At 64.4% G+C, this 26930-nt stretch carries 28 protein-coding genes and 1 tRNA gene; 7 read left to right on the top strand and 22 right to left on the bottom strand.

Annotated features, from left to right (window positions below; translation table 11 throughout):
* Window positions 1–12 precede the first annotated feature (12 nt).
* From KYN89_RS00355 to KYN89_RS00325, 7 genes are all read right to left on the bottom strand, one after another.
* Complete coding sequence (locus KYN89_RS00355) at window positions 13–540, bottom strand: DsbE family thiol:disulfide interchange protein (RefSeq protein ID WP_010239327.1); 528 nt, start codon at window positions 538–540, stop codon at window positions 13–15.
* Complete coding sequence (locus KYN89_RS00350) at window positions 537–2498, bottom strand: heme lyase CcmF/NrfE family subunit (RefSeq protein ID WP_222823304.1); 1962 nt, start codon at window positions 2496–2498, stop codon at window positions 537–539. The genes KYN89_RS00355 and KYN89_RS00350 overlap by 4 nt, the downstream gene beginning before the upstream one ends.
* Window positions 2495–2977, bottom strand: a complete 483-nt coding sequence (ccmE, locus tag KYN89_RS00345; protein WP_222823303.1) for a cytochrome c maturation protein CcmE — start codon at window positions 2975–2977, stop codon at window positions 2495–2497. The genes KYN89_RS00350 and ccmE overlap by 4 nt, the downstream gene beginning before the upstream one ends.
* On the bottom strand, window positions 2974–3129 hold the full coding sequence (locus tag KYN89_RS00340) for a heme exporter protein CcmD (protein WP_156313776.1): 156 nt from the start codon (window positions 3127–3129) through the stop codon (window positions 2974–2976). Before KYN89_RS00340 ends, ccmE begins: the two co-directional genes overlap by 4 nt.
* Window positions 3129–3857, bottom strand: a complete 729-nt coding sequence (gene ccmC, locus KYN89_RS00335) for a heme ABC transporter permease CcmC (RefSeq protein WP_029140593.1) — start codon at window positions 3855–3857, stop codon at window positions 3129–3131. The genes KYN89_RS00340 and ccmC overlap by 1 nt, the downstream gene beginning before the upstream one ends.
* Before the next feature lie 115 nt (window positions 3858–3972).
* Window positions 3973–5037 (bottom strand): Leu/Phe/Val dehydrogenase, encoded by a 1065-nt coding sequence (locus KYN89_RS00330; RefSeq protein WP_222823302.1) that lies wholly within the window; start codon window positions 5035–5037, stop codon window positions 3973–3975.
* 90 nt (window positions 5038–5127) lie between these two features.
* A tRNA-His gene (locus KYN89_RS00325) sits at window positions 5128–5204 on the bottom strand.
* A gap of 195 nt (window positions 5205–5399) precedes the next feature.
* On the opposite strand from KYN89_RS00325, the gene KYN89_RS00320 reads away from it, so the two are divergent.
* Together KYN89_RS00320 and KYN89_RS00315 are read left to right on the top strand one after the other, a co-directional pair.
* Window positions 5400–6032, top strand: coding sequence for a prolyl hydroxylase family protein (locus KYN89_RS00320; protein WP_222823301.1), 633 nt, complete (start codon window positions 5400–5402; stop codon window positions 6030–6032).
* 100 nt (window positions 6033–6132) lie between these two features.
* Complete coding sequence (locus tag KYN89_RS00315; RefSeq protein ID WP_222823300.1) at window positions 6133–6450, top strand: TraR/DksA family transcriptional regulator; 318 nt, start codon at window positions 6133–6135, stop codon at window positions 6448–6450.
* A gap of 93 nt (window positions 6451–6543) precedes the next feature.
* Here the strand turns inward: KYN89_RS00315 and rpmE are convergent, their stop codons facing one another.
* From rpmE to pyrH, 10 genes are all read right to left on the bottom strand, one after another.
* Entirely contained in the window at window positions 6544–6768 is a 225-nt protein-coding gene (gene rpmE / locus KYN89_RS00310) for a 50S ribosomal protein L31 (RefSeq protein WP_010239309.1), read from the bottom strand.
* Window positions 6769–6878: 110 nt separating this feature from the next.
* Window positions 6879–7316, bottom strand: coding sequence for a 3-hydroxyacyl-ACP dehydratase FabZ (fabZ, locus tag KYN89_RS00305; protein WP_222824070.1), 438 nt, complete (start codon window positions 7314–7316; stop codon window positions 6879–6881).
* Window positions 7317–7362: 46 nt separating this feature from the next.
* Window positions 7363–8046, bottom strand: coding sequence for an OmpH family outer membrane protein (locus tag KYN89_RS00300; RefSeq protein WP_222823299.1), 684 nt, complete (start codon window positions 8044–8046; stop codon window positions 7363–7365).
* Window positions 8046–10739: an outer membrane protein assembly factor BamA gene (gene bamA / locus KYN89_RS00295; RefSeq protein ID WP_222823298.1), complete on the bottom strand. Its 2694-nt coding sequence runs from the start codon at window positions 10737–10739 to the stop codon at window positions 8046–8048. Before bamA ends, KYN89_RS00300 begins: the two co-directional genes overlap by 1 nt.
* Window positions 10740–10904: 165 nt before the next feature.
* Window positions 10905–12023 (bottom strand): RIP metalloprotease RseP, encoded by a 1119-nt coding sequence (rseP, locus tag KYN89_RS00290; protein WP_222823297.1) that lies wholly within the window; start codon window positions 12021–12023, stop codon window positions 10905–10907.
* Window positions 12020–13174, bottom strand: coding sequence for a 1-deoxy-D-xylulose-5-phosphate reductoisomerase (gene dxr, locus KYN89_RS00285; RefSeq protein WP_222823296.1), 1155 nt, complete (start codon window positions 13172–13174; stop codon window positions 12020–12022). Before dxr ends, rseP begins: the two co-directional genes overlap by 4 nt.
* Window positions 13175–13181: 7 nt before the next feature.
* The gene (locus tag KYN89_RS00280; RefSeq protein WP_222823295.1) at window positions 13182–13904 is read right to left on the bottom strand and encodes a phosphatidate cytidylyltransferase; all 723 of its coding nucleotides are present in this window, start codon (window positions 13902–13904) and stop codon (window positions 13182–13184) included.
* The gene (gene uppS, locus KYN89_RS00275; RefSeq protein ID WP_222823294.1) at window positions 13891–14571 is read right to left on the bottom strand and encodes a polyprenyl diphosphate synthase; all 681 of its coding nucleotides are present in this window, start codon (window positions 14569–14571) and stop codon (window positions 13891–13893) included. The genes KYN89_RS00280 and uppS overlap by 14 nt, the downstream gene beginning before the upstream one ends.
* A gap of 121 nt (window positions 14572–14692) precedes the next feature.
* Window positions 14693–15250: a ribosome recycling factor gene (frr, locus tag KYN89_RS00270; RefSeq protein ID WP_054525884.1), complete on the bottom strand. Its 558-nt coding sequence runs from the start codon at window positions 15248–15250 to the stop codon at window positions 14693–14695.
* Window positions 15251–15279: 29 nt separating this feature from the next.
* Complete coding sequence (gene pyrH / locus KYN89_RS00265) at window positions 15280–15999, bottom strand: UMP kinase (protein WP_010239297.1); 720 nt, start codon at window positions 15997–15999, stop codon at window positions 15280–15282.
* 136 nt (window positions 16000–16135) lie between these two features.
* Here pyrH and KYN89_RS00260 point away from each other — a divergent pair, with 136 nt between their 5' ends.
* The gene (locus KYN89_RS00260) at window positions 16136–17029 is read left to right on the top strand and encodes a metallophosphoesterase (RefSeq protein WP_222823293.1); all 894 of its coding nucleotides are present in this window, start codon (window positions 16136–16138) and stop codon (window positions 17027–17029) included.
* A 21-nt stretch (window positions 17030–17050) separates the two neighbouring features.
* Here the strand turns inward: KYN89_RS00260 and tsf are convergent, their stop codons facing one another.
* A complete protein-coding gene (gene tsf / locus KYN89_RS00255) occupies window positions 17051–17977 on the bottom strand; it encodes a translation elongation factor Ts (protein ID WP_222823292.1) in 927 nt (308 codons plus the stop codon).
* Window positions 17978–18066: 89 nt separating this feature from the next.
* Window positions 18067–18810: a 30S ribosomal protein S2 gene (gene rpsB / locus KYN89_RS00250; protein WP_197635937.1), complete on the bottom strand. Its 744-nt coding sequence runs from the start codon at window positions 18808–18810 to the stop codon at window positions 18067–18069.
* A gap of 257 nt (window positions 18811–19067) precedes the next feature.
* On the opposite strand from rpsB, the gene KYN89_RS00245 reads away from it, so the two are divergent.
* Complete coding sequence (locus KYN89_RS00245) at window positions 19068–19406, top strand: hypothetical protein (protein ID WP_222823291.1); 339 nt, start codon at window positions 19068–19070, stop codon at window positions 19404–19406.
* A gap of 14 nt (window positions 19407–19420) precedes the next feature.
* On the opposite strand, the gene KYN89_RS00240 is transcribed toward KYN89_RS00245, so the two are convergent.
* From KYN89_RS00240 to KYN89_RS00230, 3 genes are all read right to left on the bottom strand, one after another.
* Complete coding sequence (locus KYN89_RS00240) at window positions 19421–20158, bottom strand: phosphatidylserine decarboxylase (protein ID WP_222823290.1); 738 nt, start codon at window positions 20156–20158, stop codon at window positions 19421–19423.
* 42 nt (window positions 20159–20200) lie between these two features.
* Window positions 20201–21346: a beta-ketoacyl-ACP synthase III gene (locus tag KYN89_RS00235; RefSeq protein ID WP_222823289.1), complete on the bottom strand. Its 1146-nt coding sequence runs from the start codon at window positions 21344–21346 to the stop codon at window positions 20201–20203.
* Window positions 21347–21458: 112 nt separating this feature from the next.
* Complete coding sequence (locus KYN89_RS00230; protein WP_222823288.1) at window positions 21459–22637, bottom strand: alpha-hydroxy-acid oxidizing protein; 1179 nt, start codon at window positions 22635–22637, stop codon at window positions 21459–21461.
* 199 nt (window positions 22638–22836) lie between these two features.
* On the opposite strand from KYN89_RS00230, the gene KYN89_RS00225 reads away from it, so the two are divergent.
* From KYN89_RS00225 to KYN89_RS00215, 3 genes are all read left to right on the top strand, one after another.
* Window positions 22837–23478: a TetR/AcrR family transcriptional regulator gene (locus tag KYN89_RS00225; RefSeq protein WP_222823287.1), complete on the top strand. Its 642-nt coding sequence runs from the start codon at window positions 22837–22839 to the stop codon at window positions 23476–23478.
* Between the two features lie 98 nt (window positions 23479–23576).
* The gene (locus KYN89_RS00220) at window positions 23577–25874 is read left to right on the top strand and encodes a TonB-dependent receptor (protein WP_222823286.1); all 2298 of its coding nucleotides are present in this window, start codon (window positions 23577–23579) and stop codon (window positions 25872–25874) included.
* A 16-nt stretch (window positions 25875–25890) separates the two neighbouring features.
* Window positions 25891–26775: an MBL fold metallo-hydrolase gene (locus KYN89_RS00215; protein ID WP_222823285.1), complete on the top strand. Its 885-nt coding sequence runs from the start codon at window positions 25891–25893 to the stop codon at window positions 26773–26775.
* Window positions 26776–26930 lie beyond the last annotated feature (155 nt).

The raw sequence follows: 26930 nt of genomic DNA, 5'->3' as shown, positions 1-26930 counted from the left end.
GCGGAAATGGCGTCACTTTGCGGCCTCCCACTTGGCGTAGATCTCGTCGACGTCGCTCTCGCGAATATCGCCGATATGCTGGTGGCGGATGATGCCCTTGCCATCGATCACGAAGGTTTCGGGCACCCCGCTGGAACCGAGTGCCAGCTGCACCTCTGCAATATCGTCTCGCGCGATCGCGGCATAGGGATCGCCATATTGTTCAAGGAACTGCGCGATTGCCTCAGGCTCGTCGCGGATCGCGATGCCGACGATCGGAACGCCGCGTTTCGCCAGTTCCTCCAGCTGCGGAGCCTCCGCGATGCAGGGTACGCACCAGGTCGCCCACACGTTGAGCAGGCGCGGCTGGCCATCGGCGAACAGGCCCGAGGCGACGCGCGGTGCGTCATCGGTCGCGCCCGGCAGATCGAACGCGGGCAACGGCTTGCCGATCATCGTGCTGCGGACCAGCGTGTCGCGCGGCTGGGTCAGCTGATAGGCCGCAACCCCCAGAAATAGGGCGAACAGCATCAGCGGAATGATGAGCCAGAGCTTTTTCACAGCAATGCCTTTTCCGCCCGGCGACGGGCCACTTCCTCGCGGATACGGCGCGAACGTGCACTGGCGCGCAGGTGGCCGAAGATCGACAGCAATCCGCCCAGCGCGATCAGCAGCGCGCCGTACCAGATCAGCGTGACGAAAGGCTTCCACCACAGCCGCAGCTGCCAGCGCCCCTCACCCGCTGCATCGCCGAGGATGGCGTAGAACTGTCCGTCCCACCGGGTCAGCAAAGCGCTTTCGCTGGTGCTTTGCGGGGGATCGGTGAAATAGCGCGCCTGCGGGCGCAGCACGGTGTCCACCCCGCCCCCGGTGATCGCCAGCCGCCCTTCCAGCGCGGTCCAGTTCGGACCCGCCACGGGGTCCACTTCCTGCAGCGTGACCTGGTACGGCCCGACCGCAACGCTTTCCCCAGCCTCGACCGCAACCAGTCGCTCGATCGAGAAGGCGGTTTCGCTGGCCATGCCGGCAAGGCTCACGGCGACGCCAAAGTGGGCCAGCATCGATCCCCACAGCGCCAGCGGAACGCGTTTGAGCTTGCGCCCGCGCAGCGGCAGCCAGCTGGCCAGTGCGAGTGCAACGGCGATCGCAAGGCCGAGGATCGGCAGCACACCGGCATCGGTGAACAGCAGCAGCACGGTGACAGAGGCGGCCAGCAGCGCGCCCACGATCGCCAGCGGCACCGCGATGCGCGACAGGCTGTCGCGCTTCCAGCGCAGCAGCGGCCCGACCAGCAGAACCAGCAGCATCGGTACGGCGAAGATCGCGCTGACCGGATTGTAATAGGGCGGGCCGATCGACACGCGCGTGCCCAGCGCCTCTGCCGCCAGCGGGTACAGCGTGCCCAGCAGCACCACTGCCAGAATGCCGCTCAGCATAACATTGTTGAACACCAACGCGCCCTCGCGGCTGACCAGTGCGAAGCGCTTGCCCTCCGCCAGCGCACCGGCGCGCAGCGCGAACAGCCCGAAGCCACCGCCGACATAGATCGCCAGCAGGCCGAGGATGAAGGCCCCGCGCTCCGGATCGACGGCGAAGGCGTGCACGCTGGTGAGAATCCCGGAGCGAACCAGGAAGGTGCCGACCATACTCATCGAAAAGGCGACCACGCCCAGCATGATCGTCCAGGTGCGCAGCGCGTCGCGCGCCGCCAGCACGCTGACCGAATGGAGCAGCGCGGTCGCGGCGAGCCACGGCATCAGCGATGCATTTTCGACCGGGTCCCAGAACCACCAGCCGCCCCAGCCCAGCTCGTAATAGGCCCAGTAGCTGCCGGCCGCGATGCCGAGGGTCAGCGCGACCCACGCCGCAAGCACCCACGGGCGCATGACGCGCGCGAGTTCCGGCCCGGCCTGGCGCGTCACCAGCCCGGCGACGACGAAGCTGAACGCAACCGACAGGCCGACATAGCCGAGGTAGAGCGTGGGCGGGTGGAACGCGAGGCCGATATCCTGCAGCAGCGGGTTGAGCCCGGCGCCGAAATCGGCCGGCGGGTTCAGCCGCGCGAAGGGGTTGGAACTGAACAGCAGGAAGGCAAGGAAGCCGAGTGCGATGAACGCCTGTGCAGCCAGCACCGCCTTCATGAAGCGATCGTCCATCCGCCGCTCGAACAGCGCAACCAGCCCGCCAGCCAGGCCCAGGATGGTGACCCACAGCAGCATCGAGCCTTCGTGGTTCCCCCAGGCCGCCGCCAGGCGGTAGATGAACGGCTTGTCGACGTGGCTGTTGTCCGCGACCAGCGACACGGACAGGTCGGTCACCGCGAACACGCGCAGCAGGCAGGCGAAGGCGACCAGCAACAGCAGGCCCTGCACCACCGCCGCAGGCCGCGCGAGCGCGCTGACCGGATGAACCGCGCCGTCCGCGCCTGCCTCACGCACCCCGAGAACGCCGGCGATGAATTGCAATGCGCAGAGCCCTGCGGCGAGCCACAGGGCAGCAAGACCGATCTCTGCAATCACGGCGTGCCTGCTGCGCTTTCTTCGAGCACTTCGTGCATGGCCTGATCGCTCAGGCCTTCGAGTTCGCGCGGGGTGTAATTCTCGTCATGCTTGGCGAGCAGGGTCTCGGCCTCGAAAGTGCCGTTGGTGCCCAGCCGGCCATTGGCGATCACGCCCGATCCTTCGACGAAAAGGTCCGGCACGATCCCGCGATAGGTCACCGGGATCGCATTGCCTTCACGCCCGGTCACCCGGAAGGCGATGGTCACGCCATCCGACAGCGTGCGGATCGAACCCTGCTGGACCATCCCGCCAAGGCGGATCGCACGGCCCGGCTCGGGCGGATTCTTGGCGATATCCTCGGGCAGATAGAAATAGTCGGCTTGGCTGCGCAGGCCCCACGCGGCGAGCATTCCTGCCGCGACCAGCACCAGCAGCGCGACGACCACCAGAATCAGCCGCTGATGCTTGGGGGCGAGGCCGGTCTTTTGCGTATTCATCCCTTGCGACCCTTCTGCCGCGCTTCGTCGCGCGCACGCTCTGCCCGGCGCATCCGCAGCCAGCTGAAGATCAGCAGTGCGGCAATCGCCGGAATAGCGATCGCATAGGCGGCGATCACATAGTCCCATTGGGAGAGGGCTTCGCGAACCATCAGGCGGGCTCCGCTTCCATCGCGCGGCGGCGCAACCGCGCCTCTGCCTGCGCCTGTGCCAGCAGCGCGCGCATGTTCATCAGCACGGTCGCGGCGAACAGGCAGGTAAAGCCCAGCATCGCGATCAGCATCGGCCACAGGAAGACCCCGTCGATGCTGCTGCCACCGGTGGTGATGCTGGGCGGCTGGTGAAGCGAGTTCCACCACACGACCGAGCGGTTGATGATCGGGATGTTGACCGCCCCGACCAGCCCGAAGATCGCGGGCAGGCGCGACGAGGCACCCTCGCGGTCGACTGCCTGGCTCAGCGCAATATAGGCGAGGTAGAGGAACAGCAGGATCAGCATGCTGGTCAGCCGCCCGTCCCACACCCACCAGGTGCCCCATGTCGGCCGGCCCCAGATCGACCCGGTGGCGAGGCAGATCGCCGTGAACACCGCGCCCGGAATGGCGGCAGCACGCGCGGCCAGAGCCGCAAGCGGATGGCGCCAGACGAGCAGCGCAAGGCTCGACCCCGCGATCGTCATCCAGCCCGCCATGCCAAGCCACGCGGTCGGCACGTGAATGAAGATGATCCGCACGGTCTCGCCCATCAGGCGGTCGGGCGGCACCATGACGAGGCCCCACACGATCGCGCCCGTCGAGGCCAGCAGGCCCACAACGAGGAGGATCGGTGTCAGCCTTTTCGCGAGACCTAGAAACCGGCGGGGATTAGCGAAACCATGCATGATTTTATCGCCTGCCCCTATGCCGCCCGCGCGGGCTGCGCGCAAGGATTCGTCGCGTTTTTTGCCCGCAGGCCGCGGGATCATCCCCGGCCTGATCGGGGCGAGCCGGATCGGATCAGCCGCGGCCGATCAGCTTCTGCGCCATCGCGTCCGCGACCTGGTCGGGTGAGGAACCGCTCGCCTCGCTGTCCTGCCAGATCTTGGTCAGCCGCTCGGGGATCTGCGCGATGCGCTTGCGCACTTCGTTAATGTCGCACGGAGCGCTGTCGCGGCGGCACAGATATTCCATCGTGACGCTGATGATGCCGCCCGCGTTGATCACGTAGTCGGGCGCGTAGAGAATCCCGCGCTCGGCCAGTGCGGCACCGTTTCCGGGCCCGGCAAGCTGGTTGTTCGCGCCGCCTGCAACGATCGCGCAGTCGAGCCGGGCAATCCCCTCATCATTGAGGATCGCGCCCAGCGCATTGGGGCTGAACACGTCGCAGCCCAGCGACATGATCGCATCGGGAGCGACCACGTCGGCACCCAGTTCCTGCCCCAGCGCCTGTGCACCGTCGGTATCGATGTCGGCCAGCGTCAGCTTCGCGCCGTCCTTGGCGAGCAGACGCGCAACGCCGCCACCGACGCTGCCGATTCCCTGCATGGCGACATGCACGCCTTCGACGCTGTCACGGCCCAGCTTGTGCTTCACCGCCGCCTTGATGCCCAGATAGATGCCAAGTGCGGTGAACGGGCCAGGGTTGCCGCCCGCCTCGCCTTCCGCGACCGGCAGACCGGAGACGTAATCGGTCCGCTGGTTCACCGCGACCATGTCTTCCACGGTGATGCCGACATCTTCGGCGGTGACGTATTTGCCGCCCAGAGCGTCGACCGCATCGCCGAACGCGGCGAGCATCTCGGGCGTCTTCCTGCGTTCCGGATTGGCGAGGATCACCGCCTTGCCCCCGCCCATCGGCAGGCCGGCCATGGCGTTCTTGTAGCTCATCCCGCGGCTCAGACGCAGCGCGTCGCGCATCGCGGCGGCAGGTTCGGCATAATGCCAGAACCGCGTGCCGCCCGCTGCCGGGCCGAGATGGGTGGAATGGAGAGCGATGATCGCGGTCAGCCCCCGCTTTTCGTCATGAACGAAGTGGACGACCTCGTGGTCGTCGAAATCGCGGTCGGTCCAGAAAGCGCTCATCGGCTTGTGCATCATCCCTGCAAGAGTGACCCGGGCTCGCACGAACCCGGCAGCGCCGGTTCTCTCGAACCCTAGACCCGCAGGGGAAAATGGGGCGATCGAGGGGTCTCGAACCCCCGACCTCCGGTACCACAAACCGGCGCTCTAACCAACTGAGCTACGATCGCCATATGCCCCGACGCGGCCACGCCAGGCGCAGGGCAGTTACGTACACGAATCGCCGCGTCAAGAGCGGAACTTGCGTGTGGAGGCTCGCTTGCACGGCGAGCGCGATTTGGGAAGTGAAAAACGCAAAATCATCGTCTTTACGCAGCATTATTGCGCGGCTTGCAAAATAGTCCACCGCTTCGCATGAGGCGCGCATGCGCGATCCGGGCGAATCCGATTCAGACGAACTCGCGGCGCGGGGCATGCAGCGCCTGCCCTTCCCCAAGATCGAGCTCCTGCAGATGCGGCGCTTCCTCGATCCGGATTTCTGCGGGGAGCTGATCGGGATGATCGATGCGGACCGGCGGCCCTCCACCCTCGCCGATCACGACGGCGACATGTATTTCCGCACCAGCGAGACCTGCGATCTGCCGATGGACGACCCGCGCACCCAGCGGCTCGAGGCGATGCTGGCGCAGCTTTCAGGCATCGACCCCGCGCATGGCGAGCCCCTGCAGGGACAGCGCTATGCCGTCGGGCAGGAGTTCAAGGCGCATTGCGACTATTTCAATCCCGACGGGCAGGACTGGGAGAAATACTGCTCGGTCGCGGGGCAGCGCACCTGGACCTTCATGATCTACCTCAACGAACCCGAAGCTGGCGGCGCGACGCGGTTCAAGGTGCTCAAGAAGAGCTTCCAGCCCGAAACGGGCAAGCTGCTGTGCTGGAACAACCGCCGCCCCGACCAGTCGACCAATCCCAATACGATGCATCACGGGATGAAGGTGCGCAAAGGCACCAAGTACGTGATCACCAAGTGGTATCGCGAGAAGCCGTGGGGTTGGTAAGAGGAACCACGGTTCGACCGTTTTCGAATTGACCGAGATCAATCTTTGCCCCGCCGCTTCCTGCTAAACCGTCGACAACAACGGTTACAGGAGAGTGGCAATGACCGACTATGGCGATCTGCGCGAACAGCTGGAGCAGCGGCTCGCGGACTTGCTCGAGCGGGCTGACGTGATCGAAGACGATCTGCGCCACCCCCTCGATGCCGATTCGAGCGAACAGGCGATCGATCTGGCCGACGACGAGGCGCTCGAGGGCGTCGATGGCGTCCTGCGCCAGGAAATCGCACAGATCCGCATGGCGCTCCTGCGGATCGAGAACGGCACCTACGGCAGGTGCAGTCAGTGCGGGAAACCAATCGCTCGCAAGCGACTGGAGGCGCGGCCCATCGCGACACGCTGCGTCGACTGCGCCAGCTAGGTTGGGCCAACCAGGTTCGGCAAACGAAAAAGGGCGGCCCCGTCGGACCGCCCTTCCCTCGCGGCACGAGGCCGCAAAGCGCGTAGAATCGCGTTACTTCTTGAGGCTGAGCCCACCGAAGCGCTTGTTGAACGCGGCCACGCGGCCACCTTCCTGAAGCTGCTGCTTGCCGCCGGTCCATGCCGGGTGGCTGGTCGGGTCGATTTCCAGCGTCAGCGTGTCGCCTTCCTTGCCCCAGGTGGAGCGGGTCTGGAATTCGGTACCATCGGTCATCTTGACCGTGATGGTGTGATAATCGGGGTGACCTTCGGCCTTCATGTCATGTCTCCATAGCCTCGGAACGGTTCCGACCGGTCCAGCTGTTGGGTGGGAAAGGCGCGCCGATAGTCCCAACGCGCCCGATTGGCAAGCCTGCTTCGCTCCCGCCCCTATTCGGGCGGATCGGCGATCATCGCGGTGAACTCGCACTCGCAGGTAACCTTGCCGTCCACGCTCGCCTTGCCGGCGAACTTGTAGACCCGGCTGCGCTTCTGCAGGAACGAGACCTTGAGATCGAGCAGGCAGCCCGGCGTCACCGGCGCGCGGAACTTGGCTCCGTCGATACCCATGAAATAGACCAGCTTGCCACTGCCGGCGAGTTCCAGCGTCTCGATGCCGAGGATCGCGGCGGCCTGCGCCAGCGCCTCGATCTGCAAGACGCCGGGCATGATCGGCGCGCCGGGGAAATGGCCCTGGAAGAAATCCTCGTTGAAGGTCACCGCCTTCACCGCATGGATGTCCTCGCCCTTGGTCAGGCTTTCGACCCGGTCGACCAGCAGCATGGGGTAGCGGTGCGGCAGGGCCTTGAGGACCTGCCGCACATCCATTTTCCGCGTGTCGGCTGTTTCGCTATTATCCATGTCGGCGAGGGTATCAGCGCCCGGACGGCTGCGCGGGGGCCTGCTGCTGGCCCTGCTGCTGCGCGGCCTGCATCGCCTGCTGCTGCGCGAGGCCCAGCAGGATCTGCTGAATGCGCTGCTGCAGCGCGACTGCCTGACGGCTCGGCTGCCAGTTTGCCGGCGGCGCGGTCTGCACGGTCGGCATACGCTGGTCGAGAACGGTCAGAATGTCCTGCGTGACATTGGCGTTTTCCGGCGCATACTGGACCACGTCCGGGCTCAGCAGCATCTGGATCTTCTTCTGCTGGATGACCTGATTTTGCGCGTTTTCGTAGTCGGCCACCAGTTGCTCGATCGCATAGGCCTGCGCCAGCTGGATGGGCTGATAGATCTGCGCGATCTGCTGCTCTTTCTGCTGGATCTGGGCGACCACGGTCGGGTTCGCCTGGATTTCCGCGTCGCTCACCTGGTTGTCCGAATTGGTGTCGAGGCTGCGCTCGAGCTGCGAGGCTTCCTGGCGGACCGTGCTGAGCTGCTGGAGCTGCGCCTGGTACTGCTGGCTGATCTGCTGATAGGCGGCCTGACGCGCCGCGCTCTGCAGGATCACCGCTTCGGGGTTGCTGATTGCGATGCCGTTGACCTGAGCGGCGGCGGGCACGGCGGCCAGCGTGGCGCCCAGGATGGTCGCACCGGCGAGCATTGCTTTGGCGAGTTTCATCAGAATTGCGTCCCTACGTTGAATGAGAGTGTCTTGGTGTCGTCGCCCGGCTCCTTGCGCAGGGCATAGGCGAAATCGATGCGGAACGGGCCGAAGGGCGAGTTCCAGTCCACGCCTGCGCCGATCGACACGCGCGGGCTCGCGCTGTCGCCAAGGAAGACTTCGCGAACACGCGAGTTGGGCAGGATGTACGGAGTGTTGGCATTGCCCTCGTCATCCAGCGGATCGGTCACGATCAGACCATCCTCGACATATTGCGGGTTACCGTCGGCGTCGGTGCCCTGAAGCCCGTTGGGGTAATCGATCAGCGTCGGCGTCGTCACATTGAACAGAGCACCGACATCGACGAAGATCGACGGGCGCAGACCAAGTTCACGGGCACCCGAGCCGAGCGGAATTTCGAGCTCAGCACGTCCCAGATAATAGGCGCTGCCACCCAGCGAATCGTCCCTGACCCGGTCGCGATCGGTGATCAGTTCCGGCCCGTTTTCTCCGTCCACATACGGCTGGCGCAGAATACGCGGACCGACACCCCGGATATCGAAGCCCCGGAACTGCGGCTCACCAAGGAAGAAGCGGTCGGTCAGGCGGACATCGTCGACGCCCGGCCCGCGATCCTCAAGACCTTTGATGTAGCCACCTTCGGCAGACAGCGAGAAGATGAAGCCACCGAAGACGGACCAGTACTTGGAGGCATTGGCGGTGAACTTGGCATACTTAACGTCGCCGCCAAGGCCCGCAAAGCTCGCGCCGAGCGTAATCCGCTCGCCCCGGCTCGGGCGATAATAGCTGTTGAGCGAACTGTAGACGTAGTTCAGGCCGAGGATCGAACTGACCCGGTCCCCGATCACGTCGCAAAGGAAGCGGCTGGCCTGAAGCGGGTCGCACTCGGTCGTGCCGTCTCCGTCGAGATCGCGGAAATAGAGCCGCTCGTCGACGCTGACCTGATCGTAGTTGAGCGTATAGCTGCCGACGATGGTCGAATATTCGGTCAACGGCACGCCCAGCCGCAGCGAGCCACCGGTGGTCGCCTGCTTGAAGCTCGGCTCGCGATCATTGCCAAGGAAGTTGAAGCTGCTGACGTCCCGACGGTAGAGATCGACGCCGGCCGAGATGTTCCGATCGAACACGTAAGGCTCGGAGAAGCTCAGATTGAACGAGCGCGAATAGCGCGAGAACTGCGCGGACGCCCCGACGGTCTGACCGCGACCGCGGAAGTTGCGCTGTCGGATCGAGCCAGAGAAGAGGAAGCTCTCAAGCGAGGAGAAGCCAGCCGACAGCTGCAGTTCACCCGTCGGCTGTTCGACAACGTTGGCTTCAAGGATGATCCGGTCGTCTTCCCCGGTTTCCTTCTGCTCGACCTCGAAGCCTTCCTGGAAGAAGCCGAGCGAGTTGATGCGGGCCGTGGTTCGTTCCACCTGCAGCGAGTTGAACGGATCGCCTTCGGCGGACCGGAATTCGCGGCGGATCACCTTGTCCTGCGTCAGCGTGTTACCGTTGATGTCGACCCGCTCGATGTAAACGCGCGGCGCCTCGTTGATGACCAGCGTGACATCCATGGTCAGGTCATCGGAATTGCGGCGGAACTGCGGTCGCACGTCGGCAAAGGCGTAACCGAAGCGGCCGGCCAGCTCACTCAGCTGCTCGACCGTGTCTTCGATGCGCTGAGCATCGTACCAGTCGCCGCTGGTGATCCCCAGACCCTGGGTCAGCGTCTCGCCATTGAAATCGCGAATCTCGCTCGTCACCTCGACATCGCCGAACTTGTAGCGCTCGCCTTCCTCGACGACGTAGGTGATGATGAAATCGCGCTTGTCCGGCGTCAGCTCGGCCACCGCCGAGACGACACGGAAATCGACATAGCCCTGCTTGAGGTAGAATTCGCGCAGCTTCTGCTGGTCGAATGCCAGACGGTCAGGATCGTAACCGGTGTTTCCGCTCAGGAAGCTGAACAGGCCGGTTTCCTTGGTGACCATTTCGCCTTTCAGATCACCGTCGGAAAACTCCTCGTTCCCGATGATGTTGATCTGGCGGACCTTGGACTTGGGCCCCTCGGTGATCTCGAACACGAGGTCGACGCGGTTCTGGCTCAGCTGCACGGTCTTGGGCTCGACCGTCGCGGCGAAGCGCCCCTGCCGCTTGTACAGCTCGATGATCCGAGCAACGTCCGCACGGACTTTCGAGCGGGTGAAGATCTGCCGCGGGGCGAGCTTGATCTCCGGCACGATCTTGTCGTCCTTCAGCCGCTCGTTCCCTTCGAGGATGATGCGGTTGATGACCGGGTTTTCCTCGACCTCGATCACGACATTGCCGTTATCGTTGCGGATCGAGAAACTCTCGAACAGCTCGGTCGCGGCGAGATCCTTCAGCGCCTGGTCGGCGGCTGCGGTGGTGTAGGTATCGCCCGGGCGCAGCCGGACGTAGCTGAGAATGGTGTTCGGCTCGAGCCGCTGGACCCCCTGAACGGAGATCGACCGGATCACGTCGCCCTGCTGGAGCGCGGCAACCGGGCCGGTCGTGTCCGCAGCCGGATCGGCCTGCTCAGCGGCCTGATCGGTCTGCTGCGCGTCATCCTCCGCTTGGGCCAAGGCCGCCTGAGGAAGCCCGGCCAGCGTAGTGCCGGCAAGAAGTGCGAGCGCATAATTGCGAATATTGCAGCTGCGGCGCGATGCGCCCGTCTGAATGGCCGTCATTGGCGAAGTTGTCCCGTCAAAATTTCTGACCCCGGATCGGACCTTGCTTTGTCGTATCGACAACCGGACCAAACGATCCGGCGCCCTGTGCCCGATACGCGCGCCCCTTTCAAGCAGGTCGAAATCGCTGCTGGGTCCGCCTCTCTCATGCTTCCCGGCTCGCTATCACCCGAAGGGCAACAGCTTCACCAGGTCGTTAACAGTCACGAATAGCATCAATGCCAGCACTAGGGCCACACCGGTGCGATACGCCATTTCCGTCGTCCGGGGGCCGACCGGTTTACGACGGATCGCTTCCGCCGCGTAAAAAGCCAGGTGACCGCCGTCCAGCGCCGGGATTGGCAGCAGGTTAATGAATGCCAAATTAAGCGAGATCAGCGCAACAAAGCTGATGAACGCGAGCGGCCCGAGGCTGAGATGCTCGCCCGAGAACTTCGCGATCGAGATCGGCCCGCCCAGCTCCTGGACCGAGCGCTTGCCGGTGAAAATCTGGCCGATACCGGTAATCATCATGTCGACCGTCTTGACCGACTGGTCGACCCCCGCCCCGATCGCCTCTATCGGGCCGAGCGCACGATAATCGTACTGGACCTCCTGCGGAGCGACCCCGATCATCCCGATCCGCATTTCGTTACCGAAACGGTCTTCGACCTCGGTACTGCGGGTGGTCACATCGACCGTGCTCAGCGCGCCGTCACGTTCGATCTCGAAGGTCATCGTCTCTTCGGGACGCAGCATGATCGTGTTCTGCAATTCGCTGAACGACTCGAGTTTCTCGCCATTCACCGACACCAGCCGGTCGCCGACCTGCAGCCCCGCCTCGCGCGCCGCCGAATCCTCGGTAAAGCTCGCAATGGTCAGCTGGGCGTTGGGATCGACCGGAACCGGGCGCCCGATGAACATGAAGAAGGCGGCGAAAATACCCACTGCGATCAGAATGTTGGTCGCGGGCCCTGCAAACACGATCAGCGCGCGCCGCCACAGCGATGCGTGCTGGAACGCGCCGTCTTCCACCGGGGCATCGCGATCGGGCATGCTCGCCGGGTTCATGTCGCCCTTGAACTGGACGTAGCCGCCCAGCGGCAGCGCAGAGATCCGCCAGCGGGTGCCGTGCTTGTCGTTGAAGCCGGCCAGTTCCTTGCCGAAACCGACCGAGAAAGCCTCTGCCTTCACGCCGAGCCAGCGGCCGATCAGCAGGTGGCCCAGCTCGTGCAGTGTCACCAGCGGCCCCAGCACCAGCAGGAAGCCGACTATCCACATCCAGAAGGGAGGCTGTTCGATCATGCGTTCTCCAGAATCGCCTGGGCCTGCCTGCGGGCAGCTTCGTCGATCGCCAGCACGTCATCGAGCGTGGCGGGCCTTGGCGGCCGGTTCGACTGTTCCAGAACGTCCTCCACCAGTGCGGCAATCCGCGTGAACGGAATGTGACCGGCCAGGAAGGACGCAACGGCTATCTCGTTGGCGGCATTGAGAACCGCCGGGGCCGCCCCGCCCTCCTCGCACGCCTCGCGCGCAAGGCGCGTTGCCGGAAAGCGCGTCTCGTCGGGGGCAAAGAAGCTGAGTTCGCCGATCTTTGCCAGGTCGAGCGGCTCGCAAGGGCTATCCATCCGCTCTGGCCAGGCGAGGCACGAGGCGATCGGCACCATCATGTCCGACGGGCCGAGCTGGGCGAGCGTCGAGTGGTCCAGATATTCGACCATCGAGTGGATCACGCTTTGCGGGTGGACGATGATACGGATCTTATCGAGCCCGACGGGGAACAGATGATGCGCCTCGATCAGTTCCAGGCCCTTGTTCATCATCGTTGCCGAATCGACGCTGATCTTCGCGCCCATGTCCCAATTGGGATGCGCGACCGCCTGATCGGGGGTGACCCGGTGCAGTTCCTCGGCGCTGAGCAGCCGCAACGGGCCGCCGCTCGCGGTCAGCGTGATCATCCGCACCTCGGACAGGCGATTGCCCGCGAGGCACTGGAAGATCGCGTTGTGCTCCGAATCGACCGGCAGCAGCGTCGCGCCGTGTTTGGCGACCGCTTCGGTCATCACCGGGCCTGCGGAAACCAGCGCTTCCTTGTTGGCCAGCGCGATCGTACCGCCCTGCTCGATCGCGGCCATGACCGGAGCGAGCCCGGCACAGCCCACGATCGCGGCCATGGTGATATCGACCGGGCGCCTCGCCGCCTCGATCAGCGCAGCGCGGCCGCCCGCAGCCTCGATCCCGCTCCCGCTGAGCGCCTCGCGCAGTTCGGGCAGGCATGCCTCGTCGCTGACCACGGCGATCTTCGCGTCGAATTCGCGGGCCAGTTCGGCCAGCTTGGTGGCGCTGCAATGCGCGGTCAGCGCCTCGACCCGCCAGTCGCTGCGGTGCTGGCGCAGCAGCTTGAGCGTCGAATCGCCGACCGATCCGGTGCTGCCGAGGATGGAGATGGAACGCATCAGCCGATCACGCCAGGGACACGATCACGCCGATCACGATCGCGACCGGGATGACGCCGTCGAACCGGTCGAAGAAGCCGCCATGGCCCGGGATCAGGCGGCTGGAATCCTTGACCCCCGCCTTACGCTTCAACCAGCTTTCGAACAGGTCGCCGGCCAGCGCGATCACCGCCAGGACAGGCCCGGCGACGGCGGCGACGGTCAGGGCCTGCATGTCCAGCACGCCCATGATCCGTGAAGAGAGATAGATCAGCGGGGTCAGCGCGAGGAAGCCGCCGAACATTCCCCCGATCAGCCCCGCCCAGGTCTTGTTCGGGCTGACCTTGGGCATGATGCGCGGGCCGCCGATCAGCGTCCCGAAAATATAGGCGAAGGTATCGGCGAGCACGACGACCGCGATCGCCATGTAGAAATACTGCACGTCGAAATCGATCAGGATCAGCGCCGCAAGCCCGATATAGACCGCGCCTGCCAGGATTCCCGCCAGCCGGAATGCGACGTTGTCGGTCGCCTTCACGATCAGGAACAGCAGTTCGAAGAAACACAGCGCGGCGACCACCGCCACGATGATGTCCAGACCCCGGGCGCCCAGCGCCCAGTACACCGCAACCGCAATCGCGAGCATCACCGCCGCAGAGGCGGCCCTGATGCCCAGCGTCTTGCGCCGCGAATGCTCGCGCACCTCTTCCAGCGTCGGCTTGTCTGCGCCGTCGCTCTCAGCGGCCTCCATAGCGCCTCTCCCTCTTCGCAAAGACGTCCAAAGCCTTGCGCAAATCTTCAGGGCCAAAGTCCGGCCACAGCGTATCGACGAAAATCATTTCCGCATAAGCCATTTGCCATAGCAGAAAATTCGACAGGCGCACCTCGCCGCTGGTGCGGATCAGCAGGTCGACCGGTGGCAGGTCGGCGGTAAACAGGTGCCGCTCGATCGCCTCCGGGGTGATCTCACCTTCTTCCGCCGCGGCACGGGCTGCGGCTGCGATTTCCTGCTGCGCGCCGTAATTGAGCGCGACCGCCACGGTGCGCGTGCCGCCTGCGGTACGCTCCAGCGCGTCCTCCAGCATCGCGACGATATCGGGATCGAGCGCGCGCCAGTCGCCGACGATCTTCAGCCGCACGCCGTTGGCCACGAATTCCTCGAGGTCGGAACGGATGAAGCTGCGCATGAGGTTCATGAGGTCGGACACCTCTTCCTCCGGGCGCTTCCAGTTCTCGGTGCTGAAGGCGTAGAGCGTCAGGCACTCGATCCCGGTGCCTTCCAGGCTGCGGACCAGCTTGCGGACCGCCTCCACCCCGCGCTTGTGGCCCATCGCGCGCGGCAGGCCGCGGCGCTTCGCCCAGCGTCCATTGCCATCCATGATGATGGCGACATGTCTGGCCTGGTTTTCTTCCGGCATCGTCAGAGCCTGCCCTCGATCAACCGGTCGAAGCACAAGGGGCGAGCGCGCGCTGGCCCCTTGTAGTCGCGGACGGCGCACAGCGCCACCAGCTCGGCTCGACCGGTGGCTGGGCAGCCCATCACTGCGACAGGATTTCCTTCTTCTTGTGCTCGACGGCGGTATCCGTGTCGGCGACATACTTGTCGGTCAGCTTCTGGACTTCGTCCTCCGACCGCTTGCGATCGTCCTCGGAAATGTCCTTCTTCTTCTCGTCTTCCTTGAGCGCTTCCATCCCGTCGCGGCGCACGTTGCGGATCGCGATCTTCGCGCTCTCGCCATATTTGTCGGCGACCTTGGCAAGGTCCTTGCGGCGTTCCTCGGTCAGGTCGGGCATCGGGATGCGCAGCGTCTGGCCGTCCTGCATCGGATTGAGGCCCAGGTTCGCGTGCGCGATGCCCTTCTCAACCGCGCTGACATTGGCCTTGTCCCACACCTGCACGCTGAGCATGCGCGGTTCGGGAGCGGAGACTGTCGCCACCTGGTTGAGCGGCATCATCGATCCGTAGACCTCGACCACCACGGGATCGAGCAGGCTGGTGTTCGCACGGCCCGTGCGCAGGCCCGCCAGATCGCCCTTCAGGCTTTCCACCGCGCCCTGCATCCGGCGCTCGATATCGCTCTTGTCGTATTTCGCCATGATCGGCCTTCCTCGTACCCTTGTGAACTCTAGTCTTCCTGAACGATCGTTTGCACGCCTTCGCCTGCGAGAACACGGGCAAGATTACCCTTTTCGCGGATCGAGAAGACGACGATCGGGATGTTGTTGTCGCGGCACAGCGCCACGGCGCTCGCGTCCATCACCCTCAGATTGTCTGCCAGCACCTTGTCGTAGGTGACGCTGTCGTAACGCTTTGCCTGCGGGTTCTTCTTGGGATCGGAATCATAGACCCCGTCCACGCTGGTGCCCTTGAAAAGCGCATCGCAGCGCATTTCGGCCGCACGCAGGGCGGCCCCGCTATCGGTGGTGAAATAGGGCGCGCCGACGCCTGCGGCGAAGATCACGATGCGGCCCTTCTCCAGGTGACGCTCCGCCCGGCGACGGATCACCGGCTCGCACACCTGATCCATCTGCACGGCGGACTGCACGCGCGTGGGCACGCCCAGCTGTTCGAGCGCGCTCTGCATCGCCAGCGCATTCATCACCGTGGCCAGCATGCCCATGTAATCCGCCTGCGCACGGTCCATCCCCTGCGCCGCGCCGGCCATGCCGCGGAAGATGTTGCCCCCGCCGATGACGAGGCAGATTTCCCACCCTTCGTCCTTCGCCTGCTTCACTTCCTGCGCCAGCTCGAGGACGAAAGCCGGGTCGATGCCGAATTCCTGTTCGCCCATCAGCACTTCGCCTGAGAGTTTCAGGAGGATGCGCTTGGCGTTCTTGATCGGCATGGGAATAGGGTCTCGACTTTACAGGCAGGCGTTTGCCCCTAACCCGCAAGCAGGCGGGTGGCAACGGCGGCGCACGCGGTTTTCATCGCGCGGGCATCGGCTTGTCGCACGGCCAGCTTTAGGACAGATCGCACCAATGCCTGCCTTACCCGAGCCTTCCGAGCCGATCTCTCGCCCACGTCTCCCGCGGCTGCGCTGGCTGTTATTGCCGCTGGTCGTGCTCGCAGCGATCACGGGCATCAAGGCGTGGCAGAACACGCTCGGCGATCCGGTTGTGCGCGCGACCACGGTGACCCTGTCCGACATGCCCGCAGACAGCGCGCCCGTGACCGTGGCGCTGATCTCCGACATTCACGTCGCCGGGCCCGACATGCCGCCGGAACGGGTGGAGCGCATCGTCGCGCAGATCAACGCATTGCGGCCAGACGCAGTGCTGATCGCGGGCGATCTGGTAAGCGAGAAGCGCGGTGCGTCCCACGTCTATCGCCCGAACGAAATTGTCGCGCCGCTGGCCGGACTGAAGGCGCCGCTGGGTGTCTTCCTCGTCCCCGGCAACCACGATCACTGGTTCGGGTGGCCCGCGCTCAAGCGGGAGCTGGCCAAAACGCCGATCACCGTGCTGGAGAACGCAGCGGCGCAGGCCGGACCGCTGCTGATCGGCGGGCTCGACGACGATTACACGGGCCGCGACGACATACCGAAAACGCTGGCCGCGATGGACCGGCTGAAGGGTGGCCGCATCATCCTCAGCCACAGTCCCGATCCGCTGCCAGACCTGCCTAAAGGCTCGGTCATCCTCGCGGGCCATACGCATTGCGGCCAGATCAGGCTACCGCTGGTCGGCGCGATCGCGACCCAGTCGCGCTACGGCGACCGCTTTGCCTGCGGCAGGACCAACGATCCCGCCGGGACCGCCATAGTCGGCGCGGGGCTCGGCACCAGCCTGCTCCCGATCCGCTTCGGCACGGGGCCCGAGATTTGGCTCATAAAAATGCGGCCGCCGGGCAGAAACCCGACGGCCGCGAAATAAAGCGTCGATGACGAAGAGGCGTTAGCCCTTCACCGCCGCGGCGACTTCGGCTGCGAAGTCGCTTTCTTCCTTCTCGATGCCTTCGCCCAGCTGGAAGCGGACGTAGTCCTTCAGGACGATCGGCTTGCCGGCTTCCTTGCCGGCCTGCGCGACGACCTGCTCGATCGGGGTCTTGTTGTCGTGCACCAGGATCTGGCTCAGCAGCGCGTTTTCCTTGGCGAACTTCGCCACCGCACCTTCGACCATCTTTTCCTGCACGTTCTCGGGCTTGCCGCTCTCGGCTGCCTTTTCCTTGGCGATCGCACGCTCGCGCTCGATCAGCTCGGCGTCGAGACCTTCGGCGTTGAGCGCCTGCGGGAACGCGGCCGCGATGTGCTGGGCCAGCTTGGTGCCGAGCGTTTCGAGCGTCGCGGTATCCGCCTCGCTCTCAAGCGCGACGAGCACGCCGATCTTGCCGAGGTTCGGCGAAACCGCGTTGTGAACGTAAGGCACGACGAGGCCCTGCGCGACCGAGACGGACTTCATCCGGCGGACCTGCTGGTTCTCGCCGATGGTCGCGACATTGTTGGTCAGCTTGTCGCCGATCGTGCCGCCATCGGGATGATCCATGCCCTTGAGCGCTTCGACGTCGTCGCTGTTCGCGCCCAGCGCGACCTGCGTGGTCTTGCGGACGAAATCCTGGAACTGGTCGTTCTTGGCGACGAAATCGGTTTCCGAGTTCACCTCGACCGCGACACCCTTGGTGCCGTCGACGGCCACGCCGACCAGGCCTTCGGCTGCGGTGCGGCTCGACTTCTTCTGTGCGGTGGCGAGGCCCTTGGCGCGCAGTGCGTCGACCGCGGCTTCGACGTCGCCATCGGCGGCTTCGAGAGCCTTCTTGGCGTCCATCATGCCCGCGCCGGTCTTCTCGCGGAGTTTCTTTACGTCAGCGGCGGTAAAAGCGCCCATCGATCGTATCCTTGAATTTGAATGTGGTCAGCGTCCCCGGAACGGGTCGATCCGCTCCGGGTCGCTAGTCAGCGATTGTGAAGCCGCGGTTACGCGGTTGCTTCGGCTGCCTCGGCAGGCGGATTTTCCATCTCGCCAACGCCCGGATCGTTCGATCCATCCTTGCGCGCCGCTTCGCCGAAGGCGTCGCAGTACAGGCGCACGGCCCGCGCCGCATCGTCGTTGCCCGGAACGGGGAAGGCGATGCCGGTCGGGTCGGTGTTCGAATCGAGCACCGCAACCACGGGGATGCCAAGCACGTTGGCTTCCTTGATCGCGAGGTCTTCCTTGTTGGCGTCGATCACGATCATCACGTCGGGAATGCCGCCCATGTCGCGGATGCCGCCGAGCGACAGCTCGAGCTTGTCACGTTCGCGGGTAAGGTTGAGCACTTCCTTCTTGGTCAGGCCGCTGGTGTCGCCCGAAAGCTGTTCTTCCAGCGTCTTGAGGCGCTTGATCGAACCGGAAATGGTCTTCCAGTTGGTCAGCATGCCGCCCAGCCAGCGGTGGTTGACGAAGTGCTGGCCGCTCATGCGGGCCGCTTCGGCCACGGGCTCCTGCGCCTGGCGCTTGGTGCCGACGAACAGGACCTTGCCGTTCGCCTGCGCGGTGGAGGCGACGAAATCGAGCGCGCGCGCCATCAGGGGCACGGTCTGCGACAGGTCGATGATGTGGACACCGTTGCGCGCGCCGAAGATGTACGGCTTCATGCGCGGGTTCCAGCGGTGGGTCTGGTGGCCGAAGTGTGCGCCGGCCTCGATCAGTTGCTGCATCGTGACGGTAGGAGCCGCCATAGGTATTTCCTTTCCGGTTGGACCTCTGGAAGGCGGTAACCCGCGGCGGAGAGCCCGCCTTGAGCACCGGTTTATGATGCCTTCCATGTGGATTTTCCCGCGAATCCTTCCGCGGAAGGCGCGCACTTAGCGATCACCGGATCGAAAATCCAGCCTCAATTCGACGCACCTGTGGTGAAGATCGACCCGATTTGCCTTGACAGGCGAGAACAAATGAAGAACATTGACGTTCATCAGCGGAACATCGTGAGTCGCTGATGGATTATCACCACGTTTTCCACAGCCGGTCCAGCTCTTTTGCACCGGCTCTTTGGAGGATGAAGGTCGGAGTACAAACCATGATCGCGTTCGCCATTACCTGCCTGCTTGTCGCCACTATCATTGTTGCGCTGCTGTCGGCGACCGACAGCCTGCTGCGCGGCGCACGCCATTATCGTGCGCTCGCAGCGCAATTGCGGACGCTGCGGGCCGATAACGGCCAGGCAAGTGGCGCTGCAACGATCGCGGGCGGCAACCGCCCCGCCCCTTCGCTTCGTACCCGTCGCAAGAATGCGCCGCACCGCGCCGCACCCGCAGGGCTGCGCGCCGCCGCCTGATCTTCTGCCGACTGTTACTGCTGGAGGCCTTCAAGCTCGGCGGAAACGCCCAGCCGCCCCAGCACGGTCTCGCCCGCGGTCACCCGCTGACCCATGAGCACTTGGGGGGAGGTTCCTGCCGGCAGGTAGAGATCGACCCGGCTGCCGAAACGAATCAGGCCGAGCCTCTGCCCTGCGGCGACGATATCGCCCGGCTTGACGAAGGGCACGATCCGCCGCGCGACCAGCCCGGCGATCTGCGTCATCCCGATTGCCACGCCATCGCTGCGCATCACGACCAGATGCTGGCGTTCGTTCTCCTCGCTCGCCTTGTCGAGCTCGGCGTTGACGAACTTGCCGGGAATATAGCTCATCCGCCCGATCGTGCCCGCACACGGGCTGCGGTTGATGTGCACGTCGAAAACGCTGAGATAGATCGAGATGCGGGTCAGCGGCGAACTGCCAAGCCCACCGTCATCACCGCGCATTTCCAGCGGCGGTTCGACCTGCGTGATCTGGGTCACGATCCCGTCCGCCGGCGACACCAGCAGATCATCGCCGCGCGGAACCACGCGTTCCGGATCGCGGAAAAATGCGAGGATACAAACGCTCAAGAAAGCCAGCGGCCAGGCGATCGTCTCCCACGCGAGCAAGGCCGCGATAAGCGATAGCCCCGCACAGATCAGCGCATACTTGCGCCCTTCCGGGTGAACCGACGGCAGACCGCCGCGCGCTTCGCCGCGACCGCGATTGTCCATGATCTCACCAGCCAAGGCGTCTCGCCCCCGCTTCCGGTACAGACGCTTGCAGGATCATCACGCCACCTTGCGCACGAACACCGTGCCCGCCGAATATCCCGCGCCAAAGCTGCAGATCAGCCCCGTGTCGCCTGCCACCAGATCGGAATTGTTGAGGTGGAACGCGATGATCGAGCCTGCGCTGGAGGTATTGCCGTATGTGTCGAGCACGGTCGGGCTCTCGTCCTCGCTCGCCTCGTGGCCCAGCACGCGCTGCGCGATCAGCCGGTTCATGCCGGCATTGGCCTGGTGCAGCCACAGGCGACGCAGAGCCGCGGGATCGAGCGACAGCCGATCGGCCTCGTCGACGATCATCTGCGCGACCATCGGCACCACTTCCTTGAAGACCTTGCGCCCTTCCTGGACGAACAGCTTGTCCGGCGTGCCGATCGTCTCCGGCTCCGCGCGGTTGAGGAAGCCGAAATTGTTGCGGATGTTGTTGGAGAACACGGTCTTCAGCCGCGTCCCCAGAATGTCCCAGTGTTCCGCCGGTGCGATGGAAACGTCTTCCACCAGCACGGCCGTGGCGACATCGCCGAAGATGAAGTGGCTGTCACGATCGCGCCAGTTGAGGTGCCCGCTGGTGATTTCGGGGCTGACCACCAGCACGCTCTTCGCATTGCCCGAGCGGATATAGTCGGCCGCGGTCTGGATGCCGAAAGTGGCGGACGAACACGCGACGTTCATGTCGAAGGCGAACCCGTCGATCCCGAGCGCCTGCTGGATCTCGATCGCCATCGCGGGATAGGGCCGCTGCATGTTGGACGCGGCGCACAGCACCGCATCGACGTCGGCGGCATCGCGCCCTGCCCGTGCCAGCGCATCGCGCGCAGCGGCGACGCCGATTTCCGCCATCATCGACATATCGTCGTTGCCGCGCGGCTCGTGGCGCGGCTCCATGATGTCGGGATCGATCAGCGGTGTCTTGTTGATGACGTGGCGAGCCTTGATCCCGCTCGCCTTCTCGATGAATTCGACCGAACTGTGGACCAGTGGCTCCACCTCACCCGCCGCGATGGCGTCCGCATGTGCGGCATTGTGCCGGTCGACGAAGGCATTGAAGCTCTCGACCAGTTCGGCGTTGCTGATGCTGTCCTCGGGCGTGAAGAGCCCGGTGGCGGAGATGACCGGCCGTGCGGCCCCGGTATTGTTATGCGCGTTCATTGGGTGCCGAGGAGTAGCGACGTGGGCGAAATGCGGCAAGCCGCATCCACCGTGGCTATGGATATCGAGGCGTTTGCCATGCCGGTTCCCGCATGCGCGCCACTCGCACCTCTCAAGGCAAAGTCAGCGGCGGCATGCGGTAAGCGCCCGCCTCCCGCACCGCGTCCAGATCGGGATAGCCGTTCACCGCCATCAGCAGATCGGCCTCCGCCAAAATCGAGCGCAGCACGTGCGCCGCGCCAGCCGTGCCGCCGACCGCCAGCCCGTAGGTGTATGGCCGCCCAATCCCGACCGCCGTCGCGCCCAGCGCGATCGCCTTGATCACATCGCTGCCGGAGCGGATGCCGCTGTCGAACAACACGGGCGTCTGCCCCGCCCCTTCGACCACCGCCGGAAGCATGTCGATCGCGGCAATCCCGCCATTGGCCTGTCTGCCGCCATGATTGGAGCAGTAGATCGCATCGACCCCGTGATCCGCCGCCTTGCGCGCATCCTCGCCGTGGCAGATGCCCTTGAGGACGATCGGCATGTCGGTCATTTCCCTGAAGCGGGCGATATCGTCCCACGTCAGCACCTTGCCGAACGTCGCTGCCCACTTGGCCACGGCGGCGGGCAGATCCTCTTCCGGCGGCCGCTCCAGCAGGCCCCTGAACACTGGATCGCTGAAGTAGTTTTCCAGCACCTTGCCGCGCAATTGAGGGAAATTGGCGGTGTTGAGATCGCGCGGGCGCCACCCGGTCACCCAGGTATCCAGCGTAATTATCAGCGCGCGGTAGCCCGCCTTCTGCGCCCGGGATATCAGGCTCTGGGTCAGATCCTCGTTCTTGGGCGTGTAAAGCTGGAACAAGCCCGGCGTATCCCCCGCCGCGCGCGCCACCTCTTCCAGCGGCGTGTTGGAAAGCGTGGAGGCGCAGAAAGGAACGCCCGTTTCAGCCGAAGCACGCGCCGCCGCCAGATCGCCCTTGCGATCCTGCGTCGCCTCTCCGTTGACGCCGATCGGCGCCATGAACACCGGTGAGGGAAGACGCATCCCGAACAGATCGATCGACAGATCGCGCTGCGTGCAGTCCACCAGCATGCGCGGCACCATCCCCCAGTTGTGGAATGCATCCGCATTGCGATCCTGCGTGTGCTCGTCCCCGCACCCGCCCTGGATATAATTGCGCATGGACGGCGAAAGAGCCTTCTCCGCACGCGCTTCCAGGGTGGCGAAATCGACCGGATAGTCCGGCTGAATCCCGCTCAGCCCGGCATTGTAGATCGCGTTCTGCATATCGCCGTAGTGGGGCATTCCAGGTTCTCCGCTCCGCATGTTTTTAAGGTCTTTTGCCTCAGCCCAGCCTAGAGCAGCACCGGCCCGTTACCAAGAGTCAGAAAAAACTACTGGCCAGTACGGCGCTTATTTGGCATCACGTGCTCCAAGGTGGAGATACATCCACCAACGGAGAGACCGAATTGCCTGAACGCCCTGGATCGGCGATGGAGCGGCTATGTCATCGATAGCCACGAACGCTCGCGAAGCGTCTGCCGGGGCGAACGACTCGCTGAAAAGCGAATTCGTCGCCTTCAAGACCAATCGCATCATCGAAGTCGCCAGCAACCTGTTCTACCAGCGCGGCTACAGCAGCTGCACGCTCGACCTTGTTGCGGACAATCTGGGCGTCACCAAGCCGTTCCTGTATTCCTACTTCAAGAACAAGGAAGCGATCCTCGCCGCGATCTGCGAGGTGGGCATCAGCGAGTCGCTGGCCGTGCTGGAAGCCACACTGGCAGACGAGCACAAGACCCATCGCGCCCTGCTGACCGAAGTCGTGCGGCAGGTCGGCAGAATCGTGATCGAACGGCAGGAATATGTCGTCGTCTACCAGCGCGAAATGAAGCATCTGAGCGCGACCGATCACAACCGTATCCTGCGGATGAGGGCGTCTTTCGACCACCAGATCGCCGAGCTGATCCGCGAAGGCGTGGAAGCGGGCGAATTCCGGGAAGACACCGATTCCTTTGTCGCGGTCTGGATCGGCGGTCTGATCAGCTGGATTCCGACCTGGTATTCGCCGGGGGGCCAGCGTTCCTCCGGAGAAGTAATCGATCAACTGGTGACGGCGGCCCTGCGGCTGGCGGGCGCCGAGTAATCCGATGAGGGGAAAAAGCGGACACGCATCCGTCGAGTTTTAACTGAAAATACCGGCCAGTAGAAAATTATAGGGCTGGTAGAGTGGGAGAGAAAGCGATGAAGAAGAGCATCAAATGCGCGCTCATGTCGGCTGCCGCGGTGGCCGCAATCGCGGGTGCCACCCAGGCCTCGGCGCAGACCGCCGGTGCGCCGGACGACAGCGAGACGAAGCGCGAAGTCGAGGACTCGGCGACCATCGTGGTGACAGCCACCAAGTCGGGCCAGTCGCTTGAAGACACGGCGGCCGCCATCTCCGTCGTGAGCGCCGACCAGATCGGCGCGGGCGGCATCGAGAATGCGAGCGACCTGTCGATCGCGGTCCCCAACCTGTCGGTCGGCGACCAGTTCGGGGTCAACCGCACCTTCATCCGCGGGATCGGCCTGACCAGCATCGATCTGGGTGCGGATGGCGCGGTCGCCTTCCTTCAGAACGGGGCCATCATCAGCCGCCCCGCCGCACAGCTGAGCGGCTTTTACGACATCGAACAGATCGAAGTCCTGCGCGGTCCCCAGGGCACCACCTATGGTCGCGGCGCGACCGGCGGGGTCATCAACCTGGTCACCGCCCGGCCGACCTCCACCTTCGAAGGCTATGCACGCGCAACCTACGGCAACTACGATGCGATCACTCTGGAAGGCGCGGTCGGCGGGCCGATCGCGGGCGATACGCTCGCCTTCCGGGTCGCAGGCAAATACGAGAACCGCGACGGCTACGGCACCAACCTGTTCACCGGCAATCCGGTCGACAACCGCGACGCCTACTCCATCCGCGGATCGCTGCTCGCCAACCTGAGCCCCGATCTCGAAGTGCTCGTCGTGGCGGACCATTTCCGGGAAGACGACTTCAACTACGCCTTCCACTATTTCGGGCCCACCGTGGTGCCGGAAGACCAGATCGCCTCGTCGCTGCTCGGCGGGCAGACGATCAACGACTATTACGCAGCGCGCGGCGAGCCGACCGATGTCCGCAACATCTATTCGGACGAGGACGCGATCAATGATCGCAAGGGCACCAGCGTGCAGGGCATCGTCACCCTCGACAAGGGCGACTTCACCCTCACCTCCACCACCGCCTACCGCAAGTTCGAGCGTTTCAATCGCGACGATCTCGACGTGAGCGATGTGAACGCGTTCGGCCAGAACAACTACACCGAAGACAGCGAATCCTTCAGTCAGGAGCTGACCTTCACTGCAGATCTGGGCCGCCTCTCGCTGCTCGGCGGTGCGATGTATTTCGAAGAGACGCTGTTCGGCGAAGTGCGCGTGCCTACGGTCAACCTCGCGCAGTATTTCAACATTGCGCTGGGCACCAATCTGCCTGCCGACGCCTTCGACAACGGCAACTACCTCCAGCGCGGAACCGTCGATACCACCGCAGTGGGCGCCTATCTCGAAGGGTCGCTGGAGATCACGCCCAGCCTCACCTTCACCGCAGGCGCGCGCTATAACTGGGAAGAACGTTCGGGCGTCGGTCGCTTCACCTTCGATGCGCAGGGTATCGACATCCCGACGGACAAAACCGGCGACTGGGATGCGATCACGCCGAAGTTCGTGCTCGAATACGAAACGCTGGGCGGCACCCTGCTCTACGGCAAGGTCACCAAGGGCTTCAAATCGGGTGTGGTGAACATCGGGTCGGTCAATGCCGTGATCGATCCGGAGGATGTGTGGAGCTACGAAATCGGGGTACGGGGCGAGACCATCGATCGCACCTTCGGCTACAGCGTGGCGGGCTTCTATTACGACTATTCCAACCTGCAGGTCGGCTTCGTCAACGCCAACAGCATCGTGGAAACGATCAACGCAGCTTCGGCCCGCAACTACGGGATCGAGATCGAGACGACCCTGCGGCCCGGGCCGAACACCACATTCCGTATCTTCGGCACCTATCTGAATGCGAAGTACACCGACTTCTGCAACGGGTATTACGCAGCGGGCGATCCGGCGCGTCGCCAGTTCCCCACCTGCCCGACCGATCCGGCCCTGTCTGACCTTTCGGGCAACAAGCTCGCCAATGCGCCGGAGGTTTCCGTCGCCGTCTTTGCCGACCACACGATCGAGTTGGGCAATGGCGCAACGATCGATCTTTCGGCGGACGTGAACTTCCAGGACGAAGTGTTCTTCACCGAATTCAACAACCAGGATGCCCGGCAGGAAGCCTTCGCGATCGCCAATGCCAGCATCACCTACCGCGCCCCGGGCAACCGGTGGTCCGCCTCGGTCTGGGGGAAGAACCTGTTCGACGAGGAGGTGCTGGCCAACACCATCATCGCCTCGCCCCTCTACAGCTACGTGTCGGTCGGCTCGCTGCGTCCTCCGCGGACCTACGGGATCACGCTCGGCTACGACTTCTAGAGCGGGGGTGCACGCGATGGCCGGGGAATTTCGTATCGGATCGCACAAGGTCCATCGGATCGAGGAATGGCAGGGCGGGTTCGCCCCTCCCGAAGCCCTCTTCGCCGAATACGAAGCCTCGGCCTTCGGCGGCCACGTGAGCGCATTCGAGCCAGACTTTCTGCGCGACGGCCTGATCTACGGCTATCTCCAGAGCTGGCTGATCGACACCGGCGAAGAGACGGTGCTGGTCGATACCGGGGCGGGCAACGGCAAGTCCCGCCCCGGCATTCCCATCTTCGGCGACCTGGAAAGCGACTTTCTGACGCGTCTGGGCGAGGCCGGATTTGCACCGGAAGACATCGACAAGGTCTTCTGCACGCATCTCCATATCGATCACGTGGGCTGGAACACGCAGCTGGTCGACGGCGAATGGAAGCCGACCTTCCCCAACGCGCTCTATTTCTTCCCGGACCTCGACGAGCAGGCGTGGAATCCGGACAAGGAAATCTACCCGTCGCTCGGCGGAGCGGCGGTCAACGCCAACGTCTTCGAAGACAGCGTGGCACCCGTCATCGCAAGCGGACAGGCCCGGCTCATCGAGAGCGGCCACTCGATTGCGGACGGGATGACCGCGTTCGCTTCACCCGGCCATACACCGGGCCACATGGTCCTGCAGGTAGAAGCGGACGGGGATGTCGCACTGTTCACCGGAGATATTCTCCACCACCCGATGCAGGTCCTCCGGCCCGACTGGAACAGCGTCTATTGCGAAGACCGCGCCACGGCGGCCGCCACCAGACGCAAGGTGCTGGAGCAGGCGGCAGATCAGCATGCCCGCATCGTGCCCGCGCATTTCGGCGCGCCTCACTCGGTATTCGTGGAACGCGATGGCGACGGGTTCAGGCCCATCTACCGCTGATACCCCCCCCGGGCGTCTTTGCCGCAAGACGCGAAAACGGCCTGCTTGATCTTTTCCATGCGGACTGCCGGGGCGGCAGCCCGCCACGCGCGACTGCCTGAGGCAGCGGGCGCAGATTCGCCGACCGCCCTCCCCTGCTAGACCGCCACCGCTTT

The sequence above is a fragment of the Alteriqipengyuania abyssalis genome, from assembly GCF_019857185.1.
Lineage (GTDB): Bacteria > Pseudomonadota > Alphaproteobacteria > Sphingomonadales > Sphingomonadaceae > Alteriqipengyuania > Alteriqipengyuania abyssalis.
This window is presented reverse-complemented; position numbering and strand designations above follow the sequence as displayed.